This is a genomic window from Ornithinimicrobium avium, assembly GCF_003351765.1.
Lineage (GTDB): Bacteria > Actinomycetota > Actinomycetes > Actinomycetales > Dermatophilaceae > Ornithinicoccus > Ornithinicoccus avius.
In genome coordinates, this window is record NZ_CP031229.1 from 433,116 (window position 1) to 454,952 (window position 21,837).

Annotated in this window: 17 protein-coding genes and 1 riboswitch; of the genes, 14 read left to right on the forward strand and 3 right to left on the reverse strand. The window is 72.8% G+C overall.

Annotated elements, in window-relative coordinates:
* Positions 1-96 precede the first annotated feature (96 nt).
* From metK to DV701_RS02070, 11 genes are all read left to right on the forward strand, one after another.
* The gene (gene metK, locus DV701_RS02020; RefSeq protein ID WP_114926859.1) at positions 97-1,311 is read left to right on the forward strand and encodes a methionine adenosyltransferase; all 1,215 of its coding nucleotides are present in this window, start codon (positions 97-99) and stop codon (positions 1,309-1,311) included.
* Positions 1,308-3,446, forward strand: a complete 2,139-nt coding sequence (locus DV701_RS02025) for a primosomal protein N' family DNA-binding protein (RefSeq protein ID WP_202863605.1) — start codon at positions 1,308-1,310, stop codon at positions 3,444-3,446. Before metK ends, DV701_RS02025 begins: the two co-directional genes overlap by 4 nt.
* 212 nt (positions 3,447-3,658) lie before the next feature.
* Positions 3,659-5,524: an ABC transporter family substrate-binding protein gene (locus DV701_RS02030; protein ID WP_202863606.1), complete on the forward strand. Its 1,866-nt coding sequence runs from the start codon at positions 3,659-3,661 to the stop codon at positions 5,522-5,524.
* Positions 5,525-5,768: 244 nt separating this feature from the next.
* Positions 5,769-7,298, forward strand: coding sequence for an ABC transporter permease (locus DV701_RS02035; protein WP_114926861.1), 1,530 nt, complete (start codon positions 5,769-5,771; stop codon positions 7,296-7,298).
* Between the two features lie 66 nt (positions 7,299-7,364).
* Positions 7,365-8,477, forward strand: coding sequence for an ABC transporter permease (locus tag DV701_RS02040; RefSeq protein ID WP_228255165.1), 1,113 nt, complete (start codon positions 7,365-7,367; stop codon positions 8,475-8,477).
* Positions 8,477-10,285, forward strand: a complete 1,809-nt coding sequence (locus DV701_RS02045; protein WP_114926862.1) for an ABC transporter ATP-binding protein — start codon at positions 8,477-8,479, stop codon at positions 10,283-10,285. Before DV701_RS02040 ends, DV701_RS02045 begins: the two co-directional genes overlap by 1 nt.
* Before the next feature lie 34 nt (positions 10,286-10,319).
* Positions 10,320-11,273: a methionyl-tRNA formyltransferase gene (gene fmt / locus DV701_RS02050; RefSeq protein ID WP_114926863.1), complete on the forward strand. Its 954-nt coding sequence runs from the start codon at positions 10,320-10,322 to the stop codon at positions 11,271-11,273.
* Positions 11,266-12,792, forward strand: a complete 1,527-nt coding sequence (locus tag DV701_RS02055) for an RsmB/NOP family class I SAM-dependent RNA methyltransferase (RefSeq protein ID WP_114926864.1) — start codon at positions 11,266-11,268, stop codon at positions 12,790-12,792. Before fmt ends, DV701_RS02055 begins: the two co-directional genes overlap by 8 nt.
* Positions 12,793-12,813: 21 nt before the next feature.
* Positions 12,814-13,500 (forward strand): ribulose-phosphate 3-epimerase, encoded by a 687-nt coding sequence (rpe, locus tag DV701_RS02060; protein ID WP_228255166.1) that lies wholly within the window; start codon positions 12,814-12,816, stop codon positions 13,498-13,500.
* Positions 13,501-13,568: 68 nt separating this feature from the next.
* A riboswitch (FMN riboswitch) is annotated at positions 13,569-13,697 on the forward strand.
* 173 nt (positions 13,698-13,870) lie between these two features.
* Complete coding sequence (gene pnuC, locus DV701_RS02065; RefSeq protein WP_114926865.1) at positions 13,871-14,587, forward strand: nicotinamide riboside transporter PnuC; 717 nt, start codon at positions 13,871-13,873, stop codon at positions 14,585-14,587.
* On the forward strand, positions 14,584-15,057 hold the full coding sequence (locus DV701_RS02070; protein WP_114926866.1) for a PH domain-containing protein: 474 nt from the start codon (positions 14,584-14,586) through the stop codon (positions 15,055-15,057). The genes pnuC and DV701_RS02070 overlap by 4 nt, the downstream gene beginning before the upstream one ends.
* 9 nt (positions 15,058-15,066) lie before the next feature.
* Here the strand turns inward: DV701_RS02070 and DV701_RS02075 are convergent, their stop codons facing one another.
* From DV701_RS02075 to DV701_RS02085, 3 genes are read right to left on the reverse strand one after another with little or no spacing between them, the layout of a single operon-like run.
* Entirely contained in the window at positions 15,067-16,260 is a 1,194-nt protein-coding gene (locus DV701_RS02075) for an FUSC family protein (protein ID WP_114926867.1), read from the reverse strand.
* Positions 16,257-16,859: a nucleoside/nucleotide kinase family protein gene (locus DV701_RS02080; RefSeq protein ID WP_228255167.1), complete on the reverse strand. Its 603-nt coding sequence runs from the start codon at positions 16,857-16,859 to the stop codon at positions 16,257-16,259. The genes DV701_RS02075 and DV701_RS02080 overlap by 4 nt, the downstream gene beginning before the upstream one ends.
* Positions 16,856-17,500, reverse strand: a complete 645-nt coding sequence (locus tag DV701_RS02085) for a TIGR03085 family metal-binding protein (RefSeq protein ID WP_114926868.1) — start codon at positions 17,498-17,500, stop codon at positions 16,856-16,858. Before DV701_RS02085 ends, DV701_RS02080 begins: the two co-directional genes overlap by 4 nt.
* 146 nt (positions 17,501-17,646) lie before the next feature.
* On the opposite strand from DV701_RS02085, the gene DV701_RS02090 reads away from it, so the two are divergent.
* From DV701_RS02090 to DV701_RS02100, 3 genes are read left to right on the forward strand one after another with little or no spacing between them, the layout of a single operon-like run.
* A complete protein-coding gene (locus tag DV701_RS02090; RefSeq protein WP_114926869.1) occupies positions 17,647-19,431 on the forward strand; it encodes an ABC transporter ATP-binding protein in 1,785 nt (594 codons plus the stop codon).
* Positions 19,428-21,290, forward strand: coding sequence for an ABC transporter ATP-binding protein (locus tag DV701_RS02095; protein WP_114926870.1), 1,863 nt, complete (start codon positions 19,428-19,430; stop codon positions 21,288-21,290). The genes DV701_RS02090 and DV701_RS02095 overlap by 4 nt, the downstream gene beginning before the upstream one ends.
* Positions 21,287-21,805 carry a hypothetical protein gene (locus DV701_RS02100; RefSeq protein WP_114926871.1) on the forward strand — a complete coding sequence of 173 codons (519 nt, stop codon included), beginning with the start codon at positions 21,287-21,289 and terminating at the stop codon, positions 21,803-21,805. Before DV701_RS02095 ends, DV701_RS02100 begins: the two co-directional genes overlap by 4 nt.
* Positions 21,806-21,837 lie beyond the last annotated feature (32 nt).

The window sequence follows — 21,837 nt, forward strand, 5'->3', positions numbered from 1 at the left end:
GGGGGTCGGGACCCGGAGGACCCGGAAGGTCGGTCGGGGGCGGACCGTAGACTTCCGGGCACCCACGCCAGCAGCCGCTGCGACCCGAGGAGATCCATGGCCCGCCTGTTCACGTCAGAGTCCGTCACCGAGGGGCACCCCGACAAGATCTGTGACCAGATCAGTGACGGCATCCTCGACGAGCTGCTCCGGCAGGACCCCCGTTCCCGGGTCGCCGTCGAGACGCTCGTGACCACGGGCCTGGTCCACGTCGCCGGCGAGGTGCGCACCAGCGGCTACGCCGACATCCCCCGGATCGTGCGGCAGACCATCTTGGACATCGGCTACGACAACTCGCACAAGGGCTTCGACGGGCGCACGTGCGGGGTGCAGGTCTCCATCGGCGAGCAGTCGAGCGACATCGCCGTCGGCGTCGACACCGCCCTCGCCAGCCGCGGCGAGGAGGCTCCCGACCCCTACGACGTGCAGGGCGCGGGGGACCAGGGCCTGATGTTCGGCTACGCCTGCGACGACACCCCCGAGCTCATGCCGTTGCCGATCTACCTCGCCCACCGGCTGGCCGAGCGACTGGCCGACGTGCGCAAGAACGGCGAGCTGGACTACCTGCGTCCCGACGGCAAGACCCAGGTGACGATCGCCTACGACGGGGACCGCGCGGTGCGGCTGGACACGCTCGTCCTCTCCACCCAGCACGCGGCGGAGGTCTCGCTGGCCGACCAGCTCACCCCCGACATCCGTGACCGGGTGATCACCCCGGTCCTCGACGCGGCCCGCGAGGCCGGCATCGAGCTGGCCACGGACGGCTACCGGATGCTGGTCAACCCCACGGGCATCTTCACGATCGGCGGCCCCATGGGCGACGCCGGGCTCACCGGGCGCAAGATCATCGTCGACACCTATGGCGGGATGGCGCGCCACGGCGGCGGGGCGTTCTCGGGCAAGGACCCTTCCAAGGTCGACCGCTCCGGCGCCTACGCGCTGCGCCGGGTGGCCAAGCACGTCGTGGCCGCACGACTGGCCCGCCGCTGCGAGATCCAGGTCGCCTACGCGATCGGGACCGCCCAGCCGGTGGGCCTCTACGTCGAGACCTTCGGCACCGAGACCGTGCCGGTGGAGCAGATCCAGGCCGCGATCACCAAGGTCTTCGACCTGCGACCAGCCGCGATCGTCCACGAGCTGGACCTGCTCCGCCCCATCTACCGCCCGACGGCGGCCTACGGTCACTTCGGGCGCACCGGGGCCACCGGGGTGCAGGAGGCCTTCACCTGGGAGCGCCTGGACCGGGTGGAGGACCTCCTCCGGGCGCTGTGAGCGGGCACGGGGACCCGGGGGCCGGGGCGGTCGAGCAGCTGCCCCTGGTCCAGGTCCCCGGGACGGGACGTCGCAAGGGGGACCGGTCACGGCCCAGGGCCGACCGGCCGGTGGCCGGGACCGACCCGGTGGCGACCGTCCTCGTCGACACGCCGCTGGCGCACCTGGACCGGCCGTTCGAGTACCTCGTCCCCGCGGACCTGGCCGAGGACGCCCGCCCCGGCGCCCGCGTGCGCGTCCGGTTCTCCGGGCGCGACCACGACGGCTTCGTCCTCGCGCGCCGCGCCAGTGCGCAGCACGAGGGCAGGCTGGCACTGCTGCGCCGGGTCGTCAGCCCGGAGCAGGTGCTCACCCCGGCCGTCGTGCGGGCCGCACGCCAGGTGGGCGACCACTACGGCGGCACGCTGGCGGACGTGCTCCGGCTCGCCGTGCCGCCCCGCCACGCCCGGGCCGAGCGCAGCGTGCCCCCCGAGGCTGAGGAGGACCCGTCGACGCAGGACGCGCCGGTCCCGGTCGGGTCGTCGGGGGAGGAGCCGTGGGATGCCTACCCGGCCGGTCCGGCGCTGCTGCGCCGGCTGAGGACGGGCGGCTCCCCGTGGGCGGCCTGGCTCGCGCTGCCCGCGCAGCCGCCCGAGCGGGACTGGACGGCCGCCGTCGCCGGGGCCGTCGCGGCAACGCTCCGCGGCGGGCGCGGCGCGGTCGTCGTCGTCCCGGACCACCGGGACGTCGACCGGGTGGTGGCCGCGCTCACGCGGCTGGTCGGGGCGGACGCCTGCGTGCGGCTGACCGCAGACCTGGGGCCCGAGGCCCGCTACCGCGCGTTCCTGAAGGTGCTGCGCGGCCACGCCCGCGTCGTCGTGGGTACCCGTGCGGCGGCCTGGGCGCCGGTGCGCGACGCCGGCCTGTTCGTCTGCTGGGACGACGGGGACGACCTGCACCAGGAGCCGAGGGCGCCCTACCCGCACGTGCGCGAGGTGTTGCGCGCCCGGGCCGGGGTGGAGGGCGCCGGGCTGCTGGTGGGGGGACTGACGCGCGACGTCACGCTCCAGGCGTGGGTCGGTCAGGGCGTCCTGCCCGACGTCCTGCCCGCGCCCGGCGTGCTGCGCTCGGCCGCCCCGGCGGTGGTCGTCGCGGGGGAGGGACACCAGCAGGACCGCGACCCCGGGGCTGCGACCGCCCGCATCCCCTCGGTCGCGTGGCGGGCGCTGCGCGACGGTCTGGAGCGGGGTCCGGTCCTCGTCCAGGTGCCCAGGCAGGGGTATGTCGTCTCCCTCGCCTGCCAGGACTGCCGCACGCCCGTCCGCTGCGCCCGCTGCTCCGGCCCCGTGGGGGTGCCGGCCGGCACCGGCGGGCGGCGCACCCCGGCATGCCGGTGGTGCGGCACGCCGGCGCGGCCGGGACAGGCCTGCCGCTCGTGCGGCTCCCCCCGGCTGCGGGCCTCGGGCATGGGGGAGCTGCGGACCGCGGAGGAGCTCGGCCGCGCCTTCCCCTCGGTGCGCGTGATCAGCTCCGGCGGCGAGCGCGTCGTGCCCGAGGTCGGGGCGGAGCCGGCGCTGGTCGTCGCGACGCCCGGCGCCGAGCCGTGGGCCCCGGGCGGCTACGGAGCCGTGGTGCTGCTCGACGGGTGGCGGCTGCTGGACCGTCCGGTCCTGGACGCGGGGGTCGAGGCGCTGCGCCGGTGGTGCACCGCGGCGTCGGCGGCGCGCCCGGCGGACGCGGCGGACCGGCCGCGGGTCGTGGTCTGCGGCGTGCCGCCGCACGCCGGTGTGCCGGCCGTGGAGGCGCTGGTGCGCTGGGACCCCGTCCGTCTGGCCTCCGAGGAGCTGGCCGAGCGCACCGTGCTCGGACTGCCTCCGGTCCGACGGCACCTGGTGGTCAGGGGTTCGCTGCAGGGGGCGCGGGAGGTGGTCGACGCGCTCGTGGCCGCGGGTCACCTCGCTCTCGGCGAGCCGGTCGCCGATGCGGACGGGCAGGCCGTGGTCGTCCTGCGGGAGGCCGACCGGCCGGTCCCGTCCGACCCGGGGCCGGAGGGGCTGATCTCGGCCGACGTGCGCGCCGTCCGCGCCGCCCGCAGCGCACGCAAGAGCGAGGACGCGGTCCGCCTGGTCCTCGACGGCGCAGAGGGAGCCTTCTGAGCCACGGGAGCAGGGGCCGGGGAGACGGTGCCCGCGACCGGCCCGAGCAAAGTCTCGAATGCGTAACGATCGGGTCACCTTGTGGGCACGGAAGTGGCATTGAGGGGGTCCGCGTGCCTATCTTTTACTGGCAACCCCCCGGCTCGGCGCCGATCCCGGGCGCGACCAACGTGGATCGCGGCCTCGGTCCGGGCTTCTCACTAGGAGGAACATTGAAGATCAGGCGCGCGACCATGGCCGTCGTGGCGGCCGGCGCACTGGCTCTGGCCGGCTGCACGTCCGACACCGGAACCCCGGACAGCACGACCACCGCCGGAGAGGGCGGCGGCGGCACCGACCAGGGCTCGGAGACGAGCGGAGCAGAAGGGTCGGACACCACCGAGGGAGCCGGCGGTGAGGAGTCTTCCGCCAAGGTCGACCTCGGCGACGTCGTCACCAACGACGACACCATCTCCTTCTCGACCGGGTCCGAGCAGTACAACGCCTACAACGGCGACACCTCGGCCACCAACTCGACCTACAACGCGACCGTGAACGCCCAGGTCAACAGCGGCTTCTGGTACTGGGGCACCGATGGCACCGTCTACCCGAACGAGTGGTTCGGCAGCTACGAGAAGACCTCGGACGACCCGCTGACCGTCGAGTACACCATCTCCGACGAGGCCGTCTGGTCCGACGGCACCCCGGTCAGCGCGAACGACTACCTGCTCAGCTGGGTCTCGACCAACCCCGAGGCCCTCGGCGGGGCCAAGGGTCTCGGCTTCGACCCGGTCAGCGACATGGCGACCTACGTCCAGGACACCCCGCAGGCCGAGGTGGACGGCAAGACCTTCACGCTGGTCTACGCCGACCCCAACCCGGACTGGGAGATCATGGTCAGCGGCGCCCTGCCCGCGCACGTGGCCGCCAAGCAGTCCGGCCTGGAGCCGGGCGAACTGGCCCAGGCGATCCTGGACGGCGACACCGACACGATCAAGAAGGTGTCCAAGTTCTGGAACACCGGCTGGGTCTTCAACGACTACCAGATCAAGGACGAGTCCATCGTCCCGTCCAGCGGTCCCTACACCCTGGAGGGTGCGGTCTGGGAGAAGGACCTCTCTCTTGGCCTGGTCCCGAACGAGGACTTCTGGGGCACCCCGCCGGCCACCGGCAACCTGGTGTTCAAGTTCGCCGCTCCGGAGACCCACGTCCAGGCCCTGCAGAACGGTGACATCAACGTCATCGAGCCGCAGGCCACCGTGGACACGGTCGACCAGATCAAGAACATGGGCGACACCGTGGCCCTGCAGACCGGCAACGAGATGACCTGGGAGCACCTGGACTTCAACTTCGCCGAGGGCAGCGTCTTCAGCGAGGACAAGGGTGGCCTGGCCGCCCGCGAGGCGTTCGCGATGTGCGTCCCGCGCCAGCAGATCGTGCAGAACCTGATCCAGCCGATCAACCCCGACGCAGTGGTCATGAACCTGCGCGAGGTCTTCCCGTTCCAGACGGAGAAGTACAACGAGGTCCTCAGCGCCGCCTACAGCGGTCAGTACGACGAGGTCGACATCGAGGGTGCCAAGGCCAAGCTCGCGGACGCCGGCGTGGAGACCCCCGTCGACGTGCGCATCGGCTACTCCGCCCCCAACCAGCGCCGCACCGACGAGGTCACCACGATCAAGTCGTCCTGCGACGAGGCCGGCTTCAACATCATCGACGCCGGCGACCCGACGTTCTTCCAGTCCGGCGGCCCGCTCGAGGTCGGCGACTGGGAGGTCGCGCTGTTCGCGTGGGCCGGCTCGGGCCAGATCGCCTCGGGCCGTCCGATCTACTCCACGGACGGCACGCAGAACTTCGGTGGCTACTCCAACGCCGACGTCGACGCAGCCTGGAAGACGCTGTCCACCTCGCTCGACCCGGCCGTCCAGCTGGAGCAGACGAAGATCATCGAGAAGACCCTCTGGGACACCCTCTACGGCATCCCGGTCTTCGCCCACCCGGGCGTCGTCGGCTACGACGCGTCCATCGAGAACGTGCGCCACACCGCGGTCCAGACCGGCGTGTCCTGGAACGCGGAGCAGTGGGTCCGCGCACAGTGACCGACGGCCGCTCGGCGGCCAGGCCACGGTGACGATCCACCGCGACGCCTAGCCAGCACGGGGCGGGAGGTCCATCGGGCCTCCCGCCCCGTGCTGCGTGCAGTGCCTCTCTACGCCTCTCCACTTCCACCGTTCACACCCGGGACACGCGTGGTCGGCGTGGCGGTATCCGCCCCAGTCGGGTTAGTCTGCGTCGGTCACCGAGCCACAACGACAGTGGCTCCAGCAGGAAGGTTCTTCTCCCGTGCTCCAGTTCATCCTCCGGCGGATCGGCATCTCTGCCCTGGTCCTGCTCATGGGGTCCGCCCTGATGTTCTTCGCGACCATCAACGCCGGCGACCCCCTCCAGGACCTGCGCGAAAGTCGCGCGACGAACCGTGACCAGCTGATCGCCGCACGCATCGACAACATGAACCTGGACCTGCCCTGGTGGCAGCGTTACCTGTCCTGGCTCGCCGGCGCCGGCAAGTGCCTCGCCCTCCAGTGCGACCTCGGGACCAGCCGCGACGGCGCCAACATCAACGCGCTGCTCCTCAGCTCTGCCGGGGCGAGCCTGCGGCTGGTGTCGCTGTCGGTGGCGCTGGCCATCGTGATCGGCATCCTGCTCGGCGTCCTGTCCGCCATCCGGCAGTACTCCGGCTTCGACTACGCGATCACCTTCCTCGCCTTCCTCTTCTTCTCCCTCCCGGTCTTCTGGGCCGCGGTGCTGCTCAAGGAGTTCGGCGCCTACCGCTTCAACAACTGGATAGCCGATCCGGCGCTCGCCACGACGGCGATGGCGGTGATCGCGGTCGTCTTCGCGGTGGTCGTCGCCGCGGTGCTCGGGGGAGGACTGCGTCGTGAGGCGATCACCTTCGCGGTCACCGCCGTCGTGGTCTTCGGCGCCGTGCTGGTCTTCGACCGCGTCGACTGGTGGCGCCAGCCCGCGCTGGGCCTGCCGATCATCATCGTCGGTGCCCTGGCCGCCCTGGCCTTCTTCCTCGTGCTCACCGTCGGTCTGTCCGAGCGCCGGATCCTCTACTCCGGTCTGGGGACCGTGGCGACCGGGATCGTCGCCTACTTCGTCACGGCGCCGGTGGTGCGGGACCCCAGCGGCTGGTGGGTCGTCCTGGCGCTCGGACTCGTCGCCCTCGTCGTCGGCGCGGCGATCGGCTGGTTCTTCGGCGGCTTCCAGAAGAAGATCGCGATGTTCGTCTGCGGCGGGACCGCGCTGGCCTTCGCCTTCCTCGTCTTCATGGACCAGCTGCTGCGCAACTGGGGAGGGTTCCTCCAGCAGGTCCCACGCCCGATCAAGACGATCGGCGACGCTGCGATCCCCTACCAGAAGCTCGACGGCAACTTCTACATCATCATGTACAACTGGGGCGTGCAGCTGGTCCTGCCGACCATCGTGCTGACCCTGATCTCGATCGCCGGCTACAGCCGCTACACGCGCTCCTCGATGCTCGAGACGATCAACCAGGACTACATCCGCACCGCCCGCTCCAAGGGACTGTCGGACCGGGTCGTCTACTCCAAGCACGCGCTGCGCAACGCGCTGATCCCGATCACCACGATCGTCGCCTTCGACTTCGCCAACCTGCTCGGCGGCGCGGTCGTCACCGAGACGGTCTTCGGGTGGAAGGGCCTGGGCGACATGTTCAAGACGGGCCTGGACTTCGTCGACCCCGGCCCGGTCATGGCCTACTACGTGGTGGCCGGGACCGCAGCCGTGTTCATGAACATGCTGGCTGACATCGCCTACGCCTTCCTCGACCCCCGCATCCGGCGGTGACGCCGTGAACACCGCCCGCCCGACGACGCAGGCCGACCTGGCAGCGCACACAGCGAGGACCATCCGATGAACGACAAGCCCACCCCGCCCGGCGACGACCGGCCCGACCAGGACAAGCCCCGGGCTCCCGGGTCCGGCGACGAGGGGCTCTCGCCGGAGCCGCTGCCGCACGACCCGGCGTCCCCCCAGGACCCCGACGTCGCCGACGGAGTCTCGGAGGCGACCGACGGTGAGCTGCCCGGCACAGAGTACTCCGTCGAGAAGCAGATCGACCTGAACCAGAAGTCCTACTCGCAGGGCCAGCTGGTCCGGCGGCGCTTCTTCCGGCACCGTGGCGCGATGATCTCCCTGGTCGTGCTGCTCTTCGTCACCATCTTCGCCTTCACCTCCATCGGCTACGGCCTCATCCCCGGCTGGTGGAAGAAGCCCTTCTGGGTGGGAGGCCTGGTCGAGGACGGGGGTCGACCCACGCTGCAGATCTGGCCGTTCGTGTGGGGCGAGCACCCCTTCGGGCAGGACAACGCCGGCAAGGACTACTTCTCGCTGACGATGCGCGGCACGCAACGCTCGCTCATCGTGGCCTTCACCGTCGGTCTGGTCTCGACCTTCATCGGGACGGCCATCGGGGCGATCGCGGGCTACTACCGCGGCTGGATCGAGGGTCTGCTCATGCGGATCACCGACCTGTTCATCGTCATCCCGGCCCTGGTCCTGGCTGCGGTGTTCGGCAAGATGGCCAACGGTGGCATCTGGCCGCTGGCGTTCCTGCTGTCCGTGATCGGCTGGACGGGCCTGGCCCGCCTGGTGCGCGGTGAGGTGCTGTCCCTGCGCGAGCGCGAGTTCGTCACCGCAGCAGAGGCCATCGGGACAGGTTCGGCACGGATCGTGTTCAAGCACATCCTGCCCAACACGATCGGCACCATCATCGTCAGTGCCACGCTGGCGATCGCCTCGACCATCCTGGTGGAGTCGGCCCTGTCCTTCCTGGGCTGGGGCGTGCGCGCGCCCGACACCTCTTTGGGTCTGCTCATCTCCACCTACCAGACCAGCTTCCAGAACCGGCCCTGGCTCTTCTGGTGGCCCGGCATGATCATCCTCGTGATCGCGCTGTCCGTGAACTTCCTCGGAGACGGTCTGCGCGACGCCTTCGACCCCCGTCAGAACAGGACCGCCGACTGATGAGCACCCCCACCGACCACTACAGCGGCCCGATCTACACGGGGTCGGGCGCCCCCGGGGACGATGACACGGTCGTCCTGGACTTCGACGACGTCGACGTCCGGTTCAGGACCGAGTTCGGCAGCGTCCACGCCGTCAAGGGGGTGGACCTGCGGGTCCGTCCCGGCGAGGTCGTCGCCCTCGTGGGTGAGTCCGGATCCGGCAAGTCCGTGACCTCGATGACCGCCATGCGGCTGCTGCCCAGCAACGCCACGATCGGCGGTGCGGTCAACGTGGCGGGCAAGGAGGTGGGCCGGCTGCCCGAACGCACGATGCGCCGGATGCGTGGCAACGACGTGGCCATGGTCTTCCAGGAGCCGATGACCGCGCTCAACCCGGTCCTGACGATCGGCACCCAGATGGTCGAGTCGATGGAGCTGCACGGGGTGGCACGGGCGCAGCACGCCATCAACCGCGCCATCGAGCTGCTCGGGATGGTCGGGATCCCCGAGCCTGAGCGCCAGATGAAGAAGTATCCCCACGAGCTCTCCGGCGGGCAGCGCCAGCGGGTGGTCATCGCGATGGCGATCAGCTGCGACCCCAAGGTGATCATCGCCGACGAGCCGACCACCGCCCTGGACGTCACCGTGCAGGCCGACATCCTGGACCTGCTGCGCTCCCTGAAGGACAAGCTCAACACCGGCATCCTGCTCATCACCCACAACATGGGCGTGGTGGCCGACATGGCCGACCGGGTCGCGGTGATGTTCAAGGGCGAGATCGTCGAGCGCGGCACCGTCGAGGAGGTCCTGCTGCGCCCCCAGCACCCCTACACCAAGATGCTGCTGGGCTCGGTGCCGCGGATGGGCGCCGGACGCGGGCAGATGGGCATCAACGTCAAGGAGGAGGTCGACAAGGACGCACCTCTGGCGATCGAGCTGAAGAACCTGGTCATCGAGTACCAGCGCCTGGGCAAGCCCCCGTTCCGTGCCGTCGACGACGTCAGCTTCAGCGTCCGCAAGGGCGAGATCGTCGGCCTGGTGGGCGAGTCGGGGTCGGGCAAGTCGACCATCGGTCGCTGCGCGCTCGGGCTCATCCCCGCCGCCAGTGGCGAGTTCCGCCTGCTCGGCCAGGACGTCACCACGATGAAGAGGGGTGAGCTCAAGGCGTTGCGCAAGCGGATCGGGGTGATCTTCCAGGACCCGGCAGCCTCGCTCAACCCCCGGCTGCCGATCGGGGAGTGCATCGCCGAGCCGCTGGTCGTCCACAGCATCGGCAACCGCAAGAGCCGCGAGAAGAAGGTCCACGAGCTCCTCGACGCGGTGCAGCTGCCCCGCGAGGTCTACAACCGCTACCCCCACGAGGTCTCCGGTGGTCAGCGCCAACGCATCTGCGTGGCCCGGGCCCTGAGCCTCGACCCCGAGCTCCTCGTCGCCGACGAGCCGACCTCGGCTCTCGACGTGTCGGTGCAGGCGCGCGTGCTGAAGATCTTCGCCGAGCTGCAGGACCAGTTCGGCTTCGCCTGCCTCTTCATCAGTCACGACCTGGCGGTCGTGGACCTGCTGGCCCACCGGGTCGTCGTGCTGCAGAACGGCGAGGTGGTCGAGGCCGGTCCGCGCGAGCAGATCATGGAGAACCCTCAGGAGGAGTACACCCAGCGCCTGATCGCCGCGGCGCCGGTGCCCGACCCGATCGAGCAGGGCCAGCGCCGTCGCGAGCGCCACGAGCTGCTCCGCGCCCAGGGCGAGGAGGTCGTCGAGCTGCAGCTGGACGACCCGGACGCCTTCCGCGTTCAGACCGCGGCCGACCCCGAGCAGGACGAGCTCTGAGCCGCACCGCCCCGGACGCACGAAAGGTAGGTCGTTGAGGGTCGTCTTCGCCGGGACCCCCGACGTCGCGGCGACGTCGCTGGAGCGGCTGCTGGGCTCAGGGCACCAGGTCGTCGGCTGCCTCACCCGGCCCGACGCCGGAGCTGGCCGTGGCCGCCGCTCCCGTCCATCCCCGGTGCGGGCGCTGGCCGAGGAGGCCGGCATCCCCGTGCTCGCCCCCGCGGGGCTGCGGGAGGAGGGCGTGCGGGAGCACCTGCAGGCGTGGGCGCCGGACGTCGTCGCGGTGGTGGCCTACGGAGGCCTGGTTCCGCCGGAGCTGCTGACCCTGCCCCCGCACGGCTGGGTCAACCTGCACTTCTCGCTGCTCCCCGCCTGGCGCGGTGCGGCCCCGGTCCAGCACGCGCTGCTGGCCGGTGACGACGTGACGGGCGCCGTGACCTTCACGCTCGAGGAGGGCCTGGACACCGGGCCGGTCCTCGGGCGCCTCACGGAGACCGTCCGGCCGCGCGACACCAGCGGCGACCTGATGGGCCGCCTGGCCCACTCGGGTGCCGAGCTGCTCGTGGCCACGCTCGACGCGATGGAGGCGGACACGCTCGTGCCCGAGCCGCAGTCGGTGGACGGCGTGAGCCTCGCCCCCAAGATCGAGGTGGCCGACGCCCGCGTGGACTGGTCCCGCCCGGCCTTCGCCGTGGACCGTCTCGTACGGGCCACCACCCCGGCGCCCGGCGCCTGGAGCACGTGGCGGGGCGAGCGCGTCAAGCTCGGCCCGGTCGAGCCCGTCGGCACAACGGACCGCACCACCTGCGCCGAAGAGGTCGTGCTGGCGCCGGGGGAGGTCCGTGCCGACAAGCGGCAGGTCCTCGTCGGCACCGGCTCGACGCCGGTCCGGCTGGGCCTGGTGCAGGCGCGTGGCAGGAAGGCCGTGCCGGCGGCCGACTGGGCCCGCGGGGTCCGCCCCGCCGAGGGGGAGACCCTCGGTGACTGAGCGGCACGGCAGCGCCGGACGCAGCGGGGCCGGTGGTCGGCCGGGGCGCACCGGTCAGGGCGCACGTGACGGGCGCAGGGGGCCGCGGGCCAGGTCCGCCCAGCGGCCTGCCGAGCGGGCCAGGCGCGGCGACCCGGCCCGGGACACCGCCTACCTCGTGCTGAGGGCCGTCGAGGGCCAGGGGGCCTACGCCAACCTCGAGCTGCCGGGGGCGCTGCGCAAGGCCCGGGTGCGGGGTCGCGACGCCGCGTTCGCGACCGAGCTGGTCTACGGGAGCCTGCGGATGCAGGGCCTGTACGACGCGGTGGTCCAGATCGCGGCCGACCGACCCGTCGCCGGCATCGACGCCCCCGTCCTGGACGTGCTGCGGCTCGGCGTCCACCAGCTGCTCGGCATGCGCGTGCCCGACCACGCAGCGGTGAGCGCCACCGTCGCGCTCGCCAGGTCGCACGTGAGCCAGGGCGCCGGCGGCTTCGTCAACGCGGTGCTCCGCAGGGTCGGCGAGCGGTCCCGGCAGGAGTGGGTCGAGGCCGTCACCGCCGGTCTGGAGGACCCCCTCGCCCGGCTCGCCGTGGAGCACTCGCACCCCGAGTGGATCGTCCGGGCGCTGAGGGCCGCGCTCATCGCGCACGGCGGCACGGCCCAGCAGGCCGGCGTGGAGCTGCCCGAGCTGCTCGTCGCGCACAACACGCCGGCCCCGCTGACGCTGGTGGCGCGGCCGGGGCTCGTCGAGGACGCCGCCCTGGTCGGTGCAGGTGCGCAGCCCTCGCCCGTCGCACCCACGGCGTGGACGCTGCCGGGCGGCGACCCGGGTGTCCTCTCCGGCGTGCGCGACGGCCGGATCGCCGTCCAGGACGCCGGGTCCCAGCTGCTCACCCTCGCGCTGGCGCAGGCCCCCCTGGACGGGCCCGACCGCCGGTGGCTGGACCTGTGCGCCGGCCCCGGCGGCAAGGCGGGGTTGCTGGCGGCCCTCGCCCTGCAGCGGGGGGCCTCGCTGCGCGCCAACGAGGTGGCCCCGCACCGGGCCGAGCTCGTGCGGCATACCCTCCGGGCCGCGCTCGAGGCGGGCGCCGACGTCGAGGTGACCGTCGAGGACGGGCGCGTCGTCGGGACCCAGGAGCCGGGCACCTACGACCGGGTCCTGGTCGATGCACCCTGCACCGGCCTGGGCGCGCTGCGGAGGCGCCCGGAGGCGCGCTGGCGCCGTTCGCCCGCGGACCTGACCGGGCTCGGCCCCCTGCAGCGCGAGCTGCTCGTCTCGGCGGTCGACGCCGTGCGCCCCGGGGGACTGGTCGCCTACGCGACCTGCTCCCCGCACCTGGCGGAGACGACGCTCGTGGTCGGGGACCTGCTGAAGCGGCGCACGGACGTCGAGCTCCTCGACGTGCGCCCCCACCTGCGCGACCGGGACGGGGTGCCGCTCCCTGGCACGGGCACCGAGGGGGAGTCATGGGCCCAGCTGTGGCCGCACCGGCACGGGACCGACGGGATGTTCGTCGCCCTGCTCCGGCGGCGCTGACCGGACACTAGGGTGTGGGCCATGGCCCGCCCGCACCTGCAGATCAGCCCCTCGATCCTGTCCGCCGACTTCGCCAACCTCGAGCGCGAGCTCGCCCGCATCGGCGACGCTGACTGGGCGCACGTGGACGTCATGGACAACCACTTCGTCCCCAACCTCACGCTGGGCCAGCCGGTCGTCGAGGCGTTGGCGAGGGTCAGTCCGGTCCCGATCGATGCGCACCTGATGATCGAGGCCCCCGACCGGTGGGCGCCCGGCTACGCCGAGGCGGGCGCACGGTCGGTGACCTTCCACGTCGAGGCGGCCGCCGACGCGGTGGCCACCGCGCGCGCGATCCGGGCGGCCGGTGCCCGCGCCGCCTTCGCCCTGAAGCCGGGGACGCCGTTCGAGCCCTACGAGGAGCTGCTCGACGAGGTCGACATGGTCCTGGTGATGACCGTGGAGCCCGGGTTCGGCGGCCAGTCCTTCATGGTCGACCAGATGCCCAAGGTGCGGGCGGTGCGGGAGGCGGTGCGGCGGCGCGGGGGAGAGATCTGGATCCAGGTCGACGGCGGGGTGTCGCTCGACACGATCGGGCAGTGCGTCGAGGCCGGTGCCGACGTCTTCGTCGCGGGGTCCGCGGTCTACGGCGCGGAGGACGTGCCCGCGCGGATCGGCGAGCTGCGGGAGCTGGCGGCGCGCGCGTGCGGGAGCCGTTCCGACGGCTGACCTGCGTGCGCGGTGTCGCCGGGCCCGGCGGTGTCGGGGTTGACGCTGGGGCTACCATGGAGGGGCAATACGTGCTCCGGGGTCGGTGAAATTCCGAGCCGGCGGTGACAGTCCGCGACCCGGCCGCAGCCAGCGGCCGGCTGACCTGGTGAAACTCCGGGACCGACGGTGAAAGTCCGGATGGGAGGCAGCACGCGCGTCGCCACGGCGACGGACGCACCAGCGGCAGGTGCCGGCGACGGCATACCCGCAGCGGACGTCCGGAGCACGGGCGACACGTCATCGCTTCGCGCACGAACCCCCGGCGCCCACACCTCGTGGCCGGGGTTTTTTCGTCTCTGGCCGCACGATCCGCAAGGGATGGAATGCTGTGGACGTCTGGAACGACATCTTCAACGCACAACTTCAGCTCGGTCAGCACACGGTCCTGTGGCGCGAGGTCGTCGGCAACGCCTTCGGGCTGGCCTCGGCGATCCTCGGCATGCGCCGCAAGGTCTGGGCCTGGCCGGTCGGCATCGTCGGCAACCTGCTGCTCGTCACCGTGTTCATGGGAGTCTGGTTCGCCAACCCCCAGGAGCACAGCCTCTTCGGGCAGGCCGCCCGACAGGTCTTCTTCATGATCACCAGCGTCTACGGCTGGTGGGTCTGGAACCGCTCCCTGCGCGGCCGCGCCAAGGGCTCCCCGGCGATCACCCCGCGCTGGGCCACCGGGCGCGAGCGCGGCATCTACCTGGTGGCCGCCGCCGGCCTGGTGGTGCTCAGTCAGTGGGTGTTCCGCCAGGTCGGGGTCGGCTGGCCGGCGCCGAGCTGGTACTACTGGACCGACGCGTGGATCTTCGTCGGCTCGATGCTGGCCACCTACGCGATGGCCCGCGGCTGGGTGGACTTCTGGCTGGTCTGGATCGCCGTCGACCTCGTGGGCGTCCCGCTGCTGTGGAGCTCGGGCTACTACCCCTCGGCGGTCATGTACATCATCTACGGCGGGTTCGTGATCTGGGGCTTCTTCGTCTGGAAGCGGGCAGCCAGGGTCGAGGCACCCACGGGCCAGGGGCCGAACCTGGCGGAGGACCGTACCCTGGTCGGGTGACTCCCACCACGCCGCGGCGCGACCCCTACGACACCTTCCGGCCGGTCGTCGGGGCGTGGGTCGCGGGCGGGATGGCCGTGGCCTGCGTGGTCACCTTCGCGCTCGTGGCGATCTTCTCCCCGATGCCGCTGGGCTCGACGCCCGCCCTGAGCCTGGTCAACAGGGCGGGTGTCGCGCTCATCGGCGTGGCCGGGGCCGCCTTCCTGCTCCGGTATGCGGTGCTGCGCGCCGTCCCCAGCCGGTCCGGCCTCAGGGTGGTCAACCTGTTCTCCTCCCGTGACCTGGAGTGGGCCCAGATCGTCCAGGTCGGTTTCTCCGGCGGTGCCCCGTGGGCGGTCCTGGAGCTGGACGACACCGAGGAGCTGGCCGTGATGGCCATCCAGCGCTCGGACGGCGACCGGGCCCGCGCCGAGGCGTCCCGCCTGGCCGCGCTCATCGAGCACCACCACAGGACGGCCGGGACGGGCTGAGCCCGCCGGTCAGCCGGAGCCGGACGCCGGGTCCTCCGGCTCGACGGGCGCCGTCGGGTCCAGCTCCTCCTTCGTCGCCGGCACCCGCCGGCGCGCCTCCGTCAGCGGCATGCCGGCCAGGACCAGCAGGTCGACGACCGTGGAGCGCACCTGGGCGCGCACGACCTCGGCCGACAGGCCGGCCCGGGGGTGCGACCACGTCGAGCGCCGGGCGAGGGTCACGAGGTCCTCCTGGGCGCCGGCCAGGGAGGTGTGGTGCTCGAGATGGTCCTGGATCGTGGCCGCCGCCTGCGCCAGGTCGGCGACCATGTCGGTGTAGGTCGCGGGGACGAACTCGTCGTCCTCCACCGCCAGCTCGGCGCGCCGCACCAGGACCCGCAGGTTGCGCACCGCCAGGTCCAGCGGCCCGAGCAGCTCGTGGATCGTCTCGACGTCCTCCCTGTGCACCCCGGAGAGCAGCGGGGCCAGGCGGGCGGCGGCCGTGGCCTCGGCGGTGGCCTGTCGCAGCTCCTCGATCTGTGAGGACAGCCCGCGGGCGTGGGCGAGGGTGGCCGCGGCACGGCCCCGGTCCCGGTTGCGCAGCGACTGGACGGTGTCGGTGAGCACCTCGGCCACCCGGCCGACGATGGCCACCGCTCGCTGGCGCGGGCGTTCGGTCGTGGAGCGGACCGGGGCGAGCATGGCGATGACCAGCGCGACGGCCCCGCCGACGACCGCGTCCAGCCAGCGGCTCAGCGCCTCACCCTCCCCGGCGACGAGCGTGGTCAGGATGGTGCCCTGGATGCCGGCCTGCATCATCAGCATCTGGCCACCGCCGACGAGCACCGCCAGGGACATCGCCACCACGACCACGGCCACGATCTGCCAGACGCCCGAGCCGAACGTGTGCACGAACAGGTCCCCGATGAAGATGCCGACCGCCACACCGACCGTCAGCTCGGCGATCCGCCGCAGCCGGGAGGTGTAGGTGAGCCCGAGGCAGACGATCGCGGTGACCGGCGCGAAGAACGGCAGCGGGTGCCCGAGCAGGTCCCGGGCGGCCCACCAGGCGACACCGGCGCCCAGCGCCGCCTGGACGATGAGCCAGGCGCGCGCCCGCAGGAGCAGGGTCCGGGCGAGGAAGGCTCCGGGCGCGAGGTGCCCGCGGACAGGATCGAGCACCCGGTGGCCGGGGTAGCGGCCCGGCCTGCCGCCTGAGGTCATGGGGCCAGTCTGTCCCACCTCGCCGTGCCCGACACGGTGTCGACGACCACGTCGGCCGCCGGGACGCCGCCGGCGAACAGGGCGTCCTCCTGGTCGGCCCACCGCTGCCAGTGCGGCGCGAAGACCTCGCCGTCCCGGGCCAGGGCACGCACACGACGCACCGTGCGCGGGGCTTCTAGCCAGATCCGTACGTCGAGGTCACCGGCGCAGGAGGAGGCCAGGACGCCGACCCCCTCGAGGACGACCACCGCGGCCGCCGGCACGTCGCGTCGTGTCCCGGGCTCGGAGGCGTCCCAGTCCCACGAGACGTAGCTGCCCGGCCGGCCCGAGCGCAGCGGCGCGACGACCTCGGCGCACAGCGGTCCGAGCGCCTCCGCCAGGCCGTCCCACCCGGGGTAGAGCTCCTCGACGTGCACCACCTCGCAGCTCCGGCCGAGCCCGCGCACCGCTTCGGCGAGGCCGCCGGCCAGGTCGGTCTTGCCCGCTCCGCTGCGGCCGTCCACCCCCACGAGCACGGGTATGCCGGCCTTCCTGCGGGCCGGCTCCGCCTCCAGCCGGGGGCGCAGCGCCGGCCACAGCGTTCTGTGGACCCCGCTCACAGGGAGCGGTCGTGGGCGGCCAGCGCCGCGACGTCGGCGTCGGCGCCCTCGACGACGGCCAGGCTGGCCGACGTGCGTCCGAAGGCGTGCAGGAGGAGCTCCAGCGGCGTCCCGCGCAGGACGACCGTCCCGGTGCCTGCACGCGGGCGTCGCAACGAGGCCCGGCCCCGACCCGGTGCCACCGCCACCACACCGACCGGGGCGCTGCGGTAGAGCACGGGGCCGCTGCGGCGCACCGAGCCCCAGAGCGCCGACTGCACGGACCCGTCGTGCTCGGTGGGTCGCCAGTCCGGCTGCGCCCGGACCATGTCCTCCAGGTGCACAGCCAGCTCCGGCGTCTCGACGAGGCGACCGACCAGCGCGGTGCGCGCGGGCGACCAGCGCGGCGGACCCTGGCGGAAAAGGGCCAGCGTGCGCTCGAAGTCCTCCTGCGCGATCCGCTCCTGCACCGCAGCCGTGTGCCGGCGCAGAAACCCGAGCGGCACACCGATGCCCGGCACCGCGTCGGGGCGTGTGCTGCGCAGGACCAGGTGGGCCAGGAGGTCGCGCACCGTCCACGGGTCGTCCAGGGTCGGGGCGTCGGGGCCCAGGGCGGAGGCGGTGTCGGCGATCCGGGCGCGTAGGGCGTGGTCGGGCTGCATACCCCCATCTCACCACGGGCGGAAGCCGCCCACGGTGCGTGAGAGGATGTTCCACCGCACCCCACCCACACCTCGCCCACCAGGAGGCCGGTCCCCGCATGTCCGTCCACAGCCGACCGGTACCCAGGCCCACTGCCAGCAGGGCGGTGCTGCGTCGTGGCCTGGGCGTCATCGTCGCAGGCATCCGGACCGAGCCCAGACCGTTCGCGGTGGCCGTGGTGGGGTCGGTGCTGTGGGCCGCCGCGACGGTCGGGACGGCCGGGGCGATCGGCTGGGTGACCGACCACGTCATCCAGCCGGCGGTGCAGGAGCGCAGCGTGTCCGCGTCCGGGCTCTGGACGATCTTCGGGGTGCTGGCCGCGGTGCTCGTCGTCAACGTGGTCGGCGTGATCCTGCGGCGGGTCTACGCCACCATCGCCGGGTTCAACCTGCAGGCACGGTACCGGCGCCGGGTGACGCGCCAGTACCTGCGGCTGCCGCTCTCCTGGCACCACGCCCACCCCTCCGGCCAGCTGCTGTCCAACGCCCACGCCGACATCGAGGCCACCTGGCAGGTGTTCAACCCGCTGCCGATGGCGATCGGCGTGCTCTTCATGCTCGTCATCGCCGGGGTGATGATGGTCGTCGTCGACCCGTTCCTGGCCTTCGTCGGCCTGCTCGTCTTCCCCGGGCTCTTCCTGGCCAACCTCGTCTTCCAGCAGTTCATGTCCCCGCGGATCACCCGTGCCCAGCAGCTGCGGGCCGAGGTGGCCGAGGTGGCCCACGAGTCCTTCGAGGCGGGCCTGCTGGTCAAGGCGATGGGCCGCGAGGAGGAGGAGACGGAGCGCTTCGCCCGCTCCACCTACGCCCTGCGCGACTCGCTCATCCAGGTCGGGCGCACCCGCGGCACGTTCGAGCCGGTGATCGAGGCGATCCCGACCCTGGGCACCCTCGCGCTGCTGGGCGTGGGCACATGGCAGGTCTCCCGCGGCGTGCTGGACGCGGCCCAGGTGGTGCAGATGGCGTATCTGTTCTCGCTGCTCGCCTTCCCGGTCCGTTCGTTGGGCTGGGTGCTGGCGGAGATCCCGCGCTCGGTCGTCGGCCACGACCGGGTCCAGCACGTCCTGGAGTCCGAGGGCGCCATGGAGTACGGGCCCGCCGCGCTGCCCGACGAGCAGGGCCCGGCCCGGTCGGCCCTCTCCGGCGTCACCTACCGCCACCACGGCGAGGAGGACCCCACGCTGCACGACGTGAACCTGGTGGTGGAGGCGGGCACGACGACCGCGCTCGTCGGCCCGACCGGTTCGGGCAAGTCGACGCTGGTCAACCTCAGCCTGCGGCTGGTCGACCCCCAGGGCGGGCTCGTCGAGCTGGACGAGGTCGACGTGCGGGAGCTGGCGCAGGGCGTGATCCCGGGTGCGGCGACGCTCGTGGCCCAGCAGACCTTCATGTTCGACGACACGGTGCGCGGCAACGTCACCCTGGGCGAGGAGGCCACGGACGCCTCCGTGTGGGAGGCGCTGCGCATCGCGCAGGCCGACGTCTTCGTCGGCGCCATGCCGCACGGGCTGGACACCGTCATCGGCGAACGGGGCGGCAACCTCTCCGGCGGGCAGCGGCAGCGGATCGCCCTGGCCCGGGCGGTCTGGCGGCGCCCGCGCCTGCTCGTCCTCGACGACGCCACGAGCGCGGTCGACCCGGCGGTCGAGCAGGCCATCCTCGCCGGGCTGCGCGAGGCCAGGGCCGGGACGACGGTCCTCGTCGTCGCCTACCGGATGGCCACGATCATGCTGGCCGACGAGGTCGTCTACGTCGAGCAGGGCAGGGTCGTGGACCAGGGGAGCCACGAGGACCTGCTGCACCGCTGCGCCGGCTACGCCGACCTCGTGCAGGCCTACGCCCGCGAGGCGGCCGACCGGGCCGCCGTCGAGCGGTCGGAGGAGCGGTCATGAGCGCGAGGAGGGGCAAGGGACGCGACGCGGAGGACGAGGCGGCGGTGGAGCACGGACGGACGGTGAGCAGCCGGATCGAGGCGCAGAGCGGGCTGAGCACCATGGGCACCCTGCGGCGCGGGCTCGAGCTCTCCCCGGAGCTGCGCGGCGGGTTGGCCATCACCGTGGTCCTCGCGGTGCTCGCGACCGTGGGACGCGTGATCATCCCGTTCGTGGTCCAGCAGACGACCGACAACGGCATCCTCGCCGAGGGCGGCCCCGACATCGGCTTCGTGCTGCGGGCCATCGCCGCTGCCGCCGGTGTCGTCGTGGTCACCAGCCTGGCTCAGTACCTGGTCAACGTCCGGCTGTTCATCGCGGCCGAGTCCGGCCTGGCGACCCTGCGGCTCAGGGCGTTCCGGCACATCCACGACCTGTCGGTGCTGACCCAGAGCACCGAGCGGCGCGGCTCGCTGGTCTCCCGGGTGACCAGCGACGTCGACACGATCTCGATGTTCGTGCAGTTCGGCGGCCTCATGCTGCTGATCTCCTCGGCGCAGATCATGCTGGCCACCGTCCTGATGCTGGTGTACAGCCCGCTGCTGGCCCTGGTCGTCTACCTGTGCTTCGTGCCCCTCGTCTTCCTCGTGCGCTGGTTCCAGCCGCAGCTGGGGGAGGCCTACGGGCTGGTCAGGGCGCGCGTGGGCGACGTGCTCGGCGCGGTCAGCGAGTCGATCGTCGGTGCGGTGACGATCCGCTCCTACGGGGTCGAGGAGCGCACCGCCGAGCGGCTCGACACCGCGATCGAGAGCCACCGCCGCTCGGCCATCAGGGCTCAGATCCGCTCGGTCATGGCCTTCGTCTCCGGCCAGGCCTTCGCGGGGCTGACCACCGCGGTGGTCCTGGTGATCGGCACCTGGCTGGCCGTGCAGGGCCAGGTGACCCTCGGACAGCTGCTGGCCTTCCTCTTCCTGGTCAACCTGTTCACCCAGCCGGTGCTCATGGCCACCGAGATCCTCAACGAGCTGCAGAACGCCGTCGCCGGCTGGCGCAGGGTCATCGGGGTCATCGACACCCCGGCCGACGTCGCCGACCCGGGCGCCGCGGGCGTGCACCAGGGGCGTGGCCCGATCGAGGTGCGCTTCGAGGAGGTGTCCTACGCCTACCCGGGCGGCGAGCCGGTCCTGCGCGACGTCGACCTGCGCATCGAGCCGCACACCAGGGTGGCGATCGTCGGTGAGACCGGCTCGGGCAAGACCACGATGGCCCGGCTGCTGACGCGGCTCATGGACCCCACCGAGGGGCGGGTCCTGCTCGACGGCGTCGACCTGCGCCGGATCGCCTTCGGCTCGCTGCGGCGGCGCGTGGTGCTCGTCCCTCAGGAGGGCTTCCTCTTCGACGCCGACATCCTGACCAACATCCGCTTCGGCCGGCCCGAGGCCACCGACGACGAGATCGCGCTCGCGGTCACCGAGCTCGGACTGGACCCCTGGGTCGACGGGCTGCCGCACGGGGTGCACACCCAGGTGGGCCAGCGCGGCGAGTCGTTGTCGGCGGGCGAGCGCCAGCTGGTCGCGATCGCGCGCGCCTACCTGGCCGACCCCGACCTGCTCGTCCTGGACGAGGCCACCAGCGCCGTCGACCCGGCCACCGAGGTCCGCGTCCAGCGCGCCCTCGAGGGGCTGACCCGTGGCCGCACGTCCGTGGCGATCGCGCACCGACTCTCCACCGCGGAGGCCGCCGACCTGGTGGTCGTGGTCGACCGGGGCCGGATCGTCGAGCTCGGGCACCACCGCGACCTGGTCGGCCTCGGCGGCGTCTATACCCGCATGCACGACTCCTGGTCGGCCCAGCAGCGCACCGGCGGCTCCCTGCCGTGAGGGGACCGACGGCCGCGGCGCTCGCCCTGGCGGCGTGCGGTCTCCTGCTGCTCGGCGTCGGCCAGCCCTGGGCCACCGCCCTCACCCAGGCCGCGCCCGGCGCACCACGGTGGCCCGGCACGGTCAGCGGCGCGGAGCTGGTCCCGTGGCTGGGCCCGGTCGTCCTCGTGGCCGGCCTGTGCGTGGTCGCCGGGCTGGCGGGTCTCGTCCGGGCCAGGTACGCCGCGCTCCCCGTCCTCGCCATCGCGCTCCTCGGCACGGTCCTCGCGCTCACCCGCGCCGGACGGACCGGGGAGGGGACCGTGTCCTCGCACCCCACCGCCTGGCCGTGGGTCGCGCTCGGCAGCGCCCTCGTCGCGCTCCTCGCCGTCGTGCTGTGGCGCCCCGAGCGGGTCCGTCCCGACCGACCGGCGGGCCCGCGGTCCGGGCCCGGTGCCGGGTGGGAGCAGGAGCGGCGGCGCACCGAGCGGGTGTGGCTCGAGCTGAGCAGGGGAGAGGAACCGGACGAGCGGTGACGGGCCGGACACGGCGACCGGCGCGGGGGTGG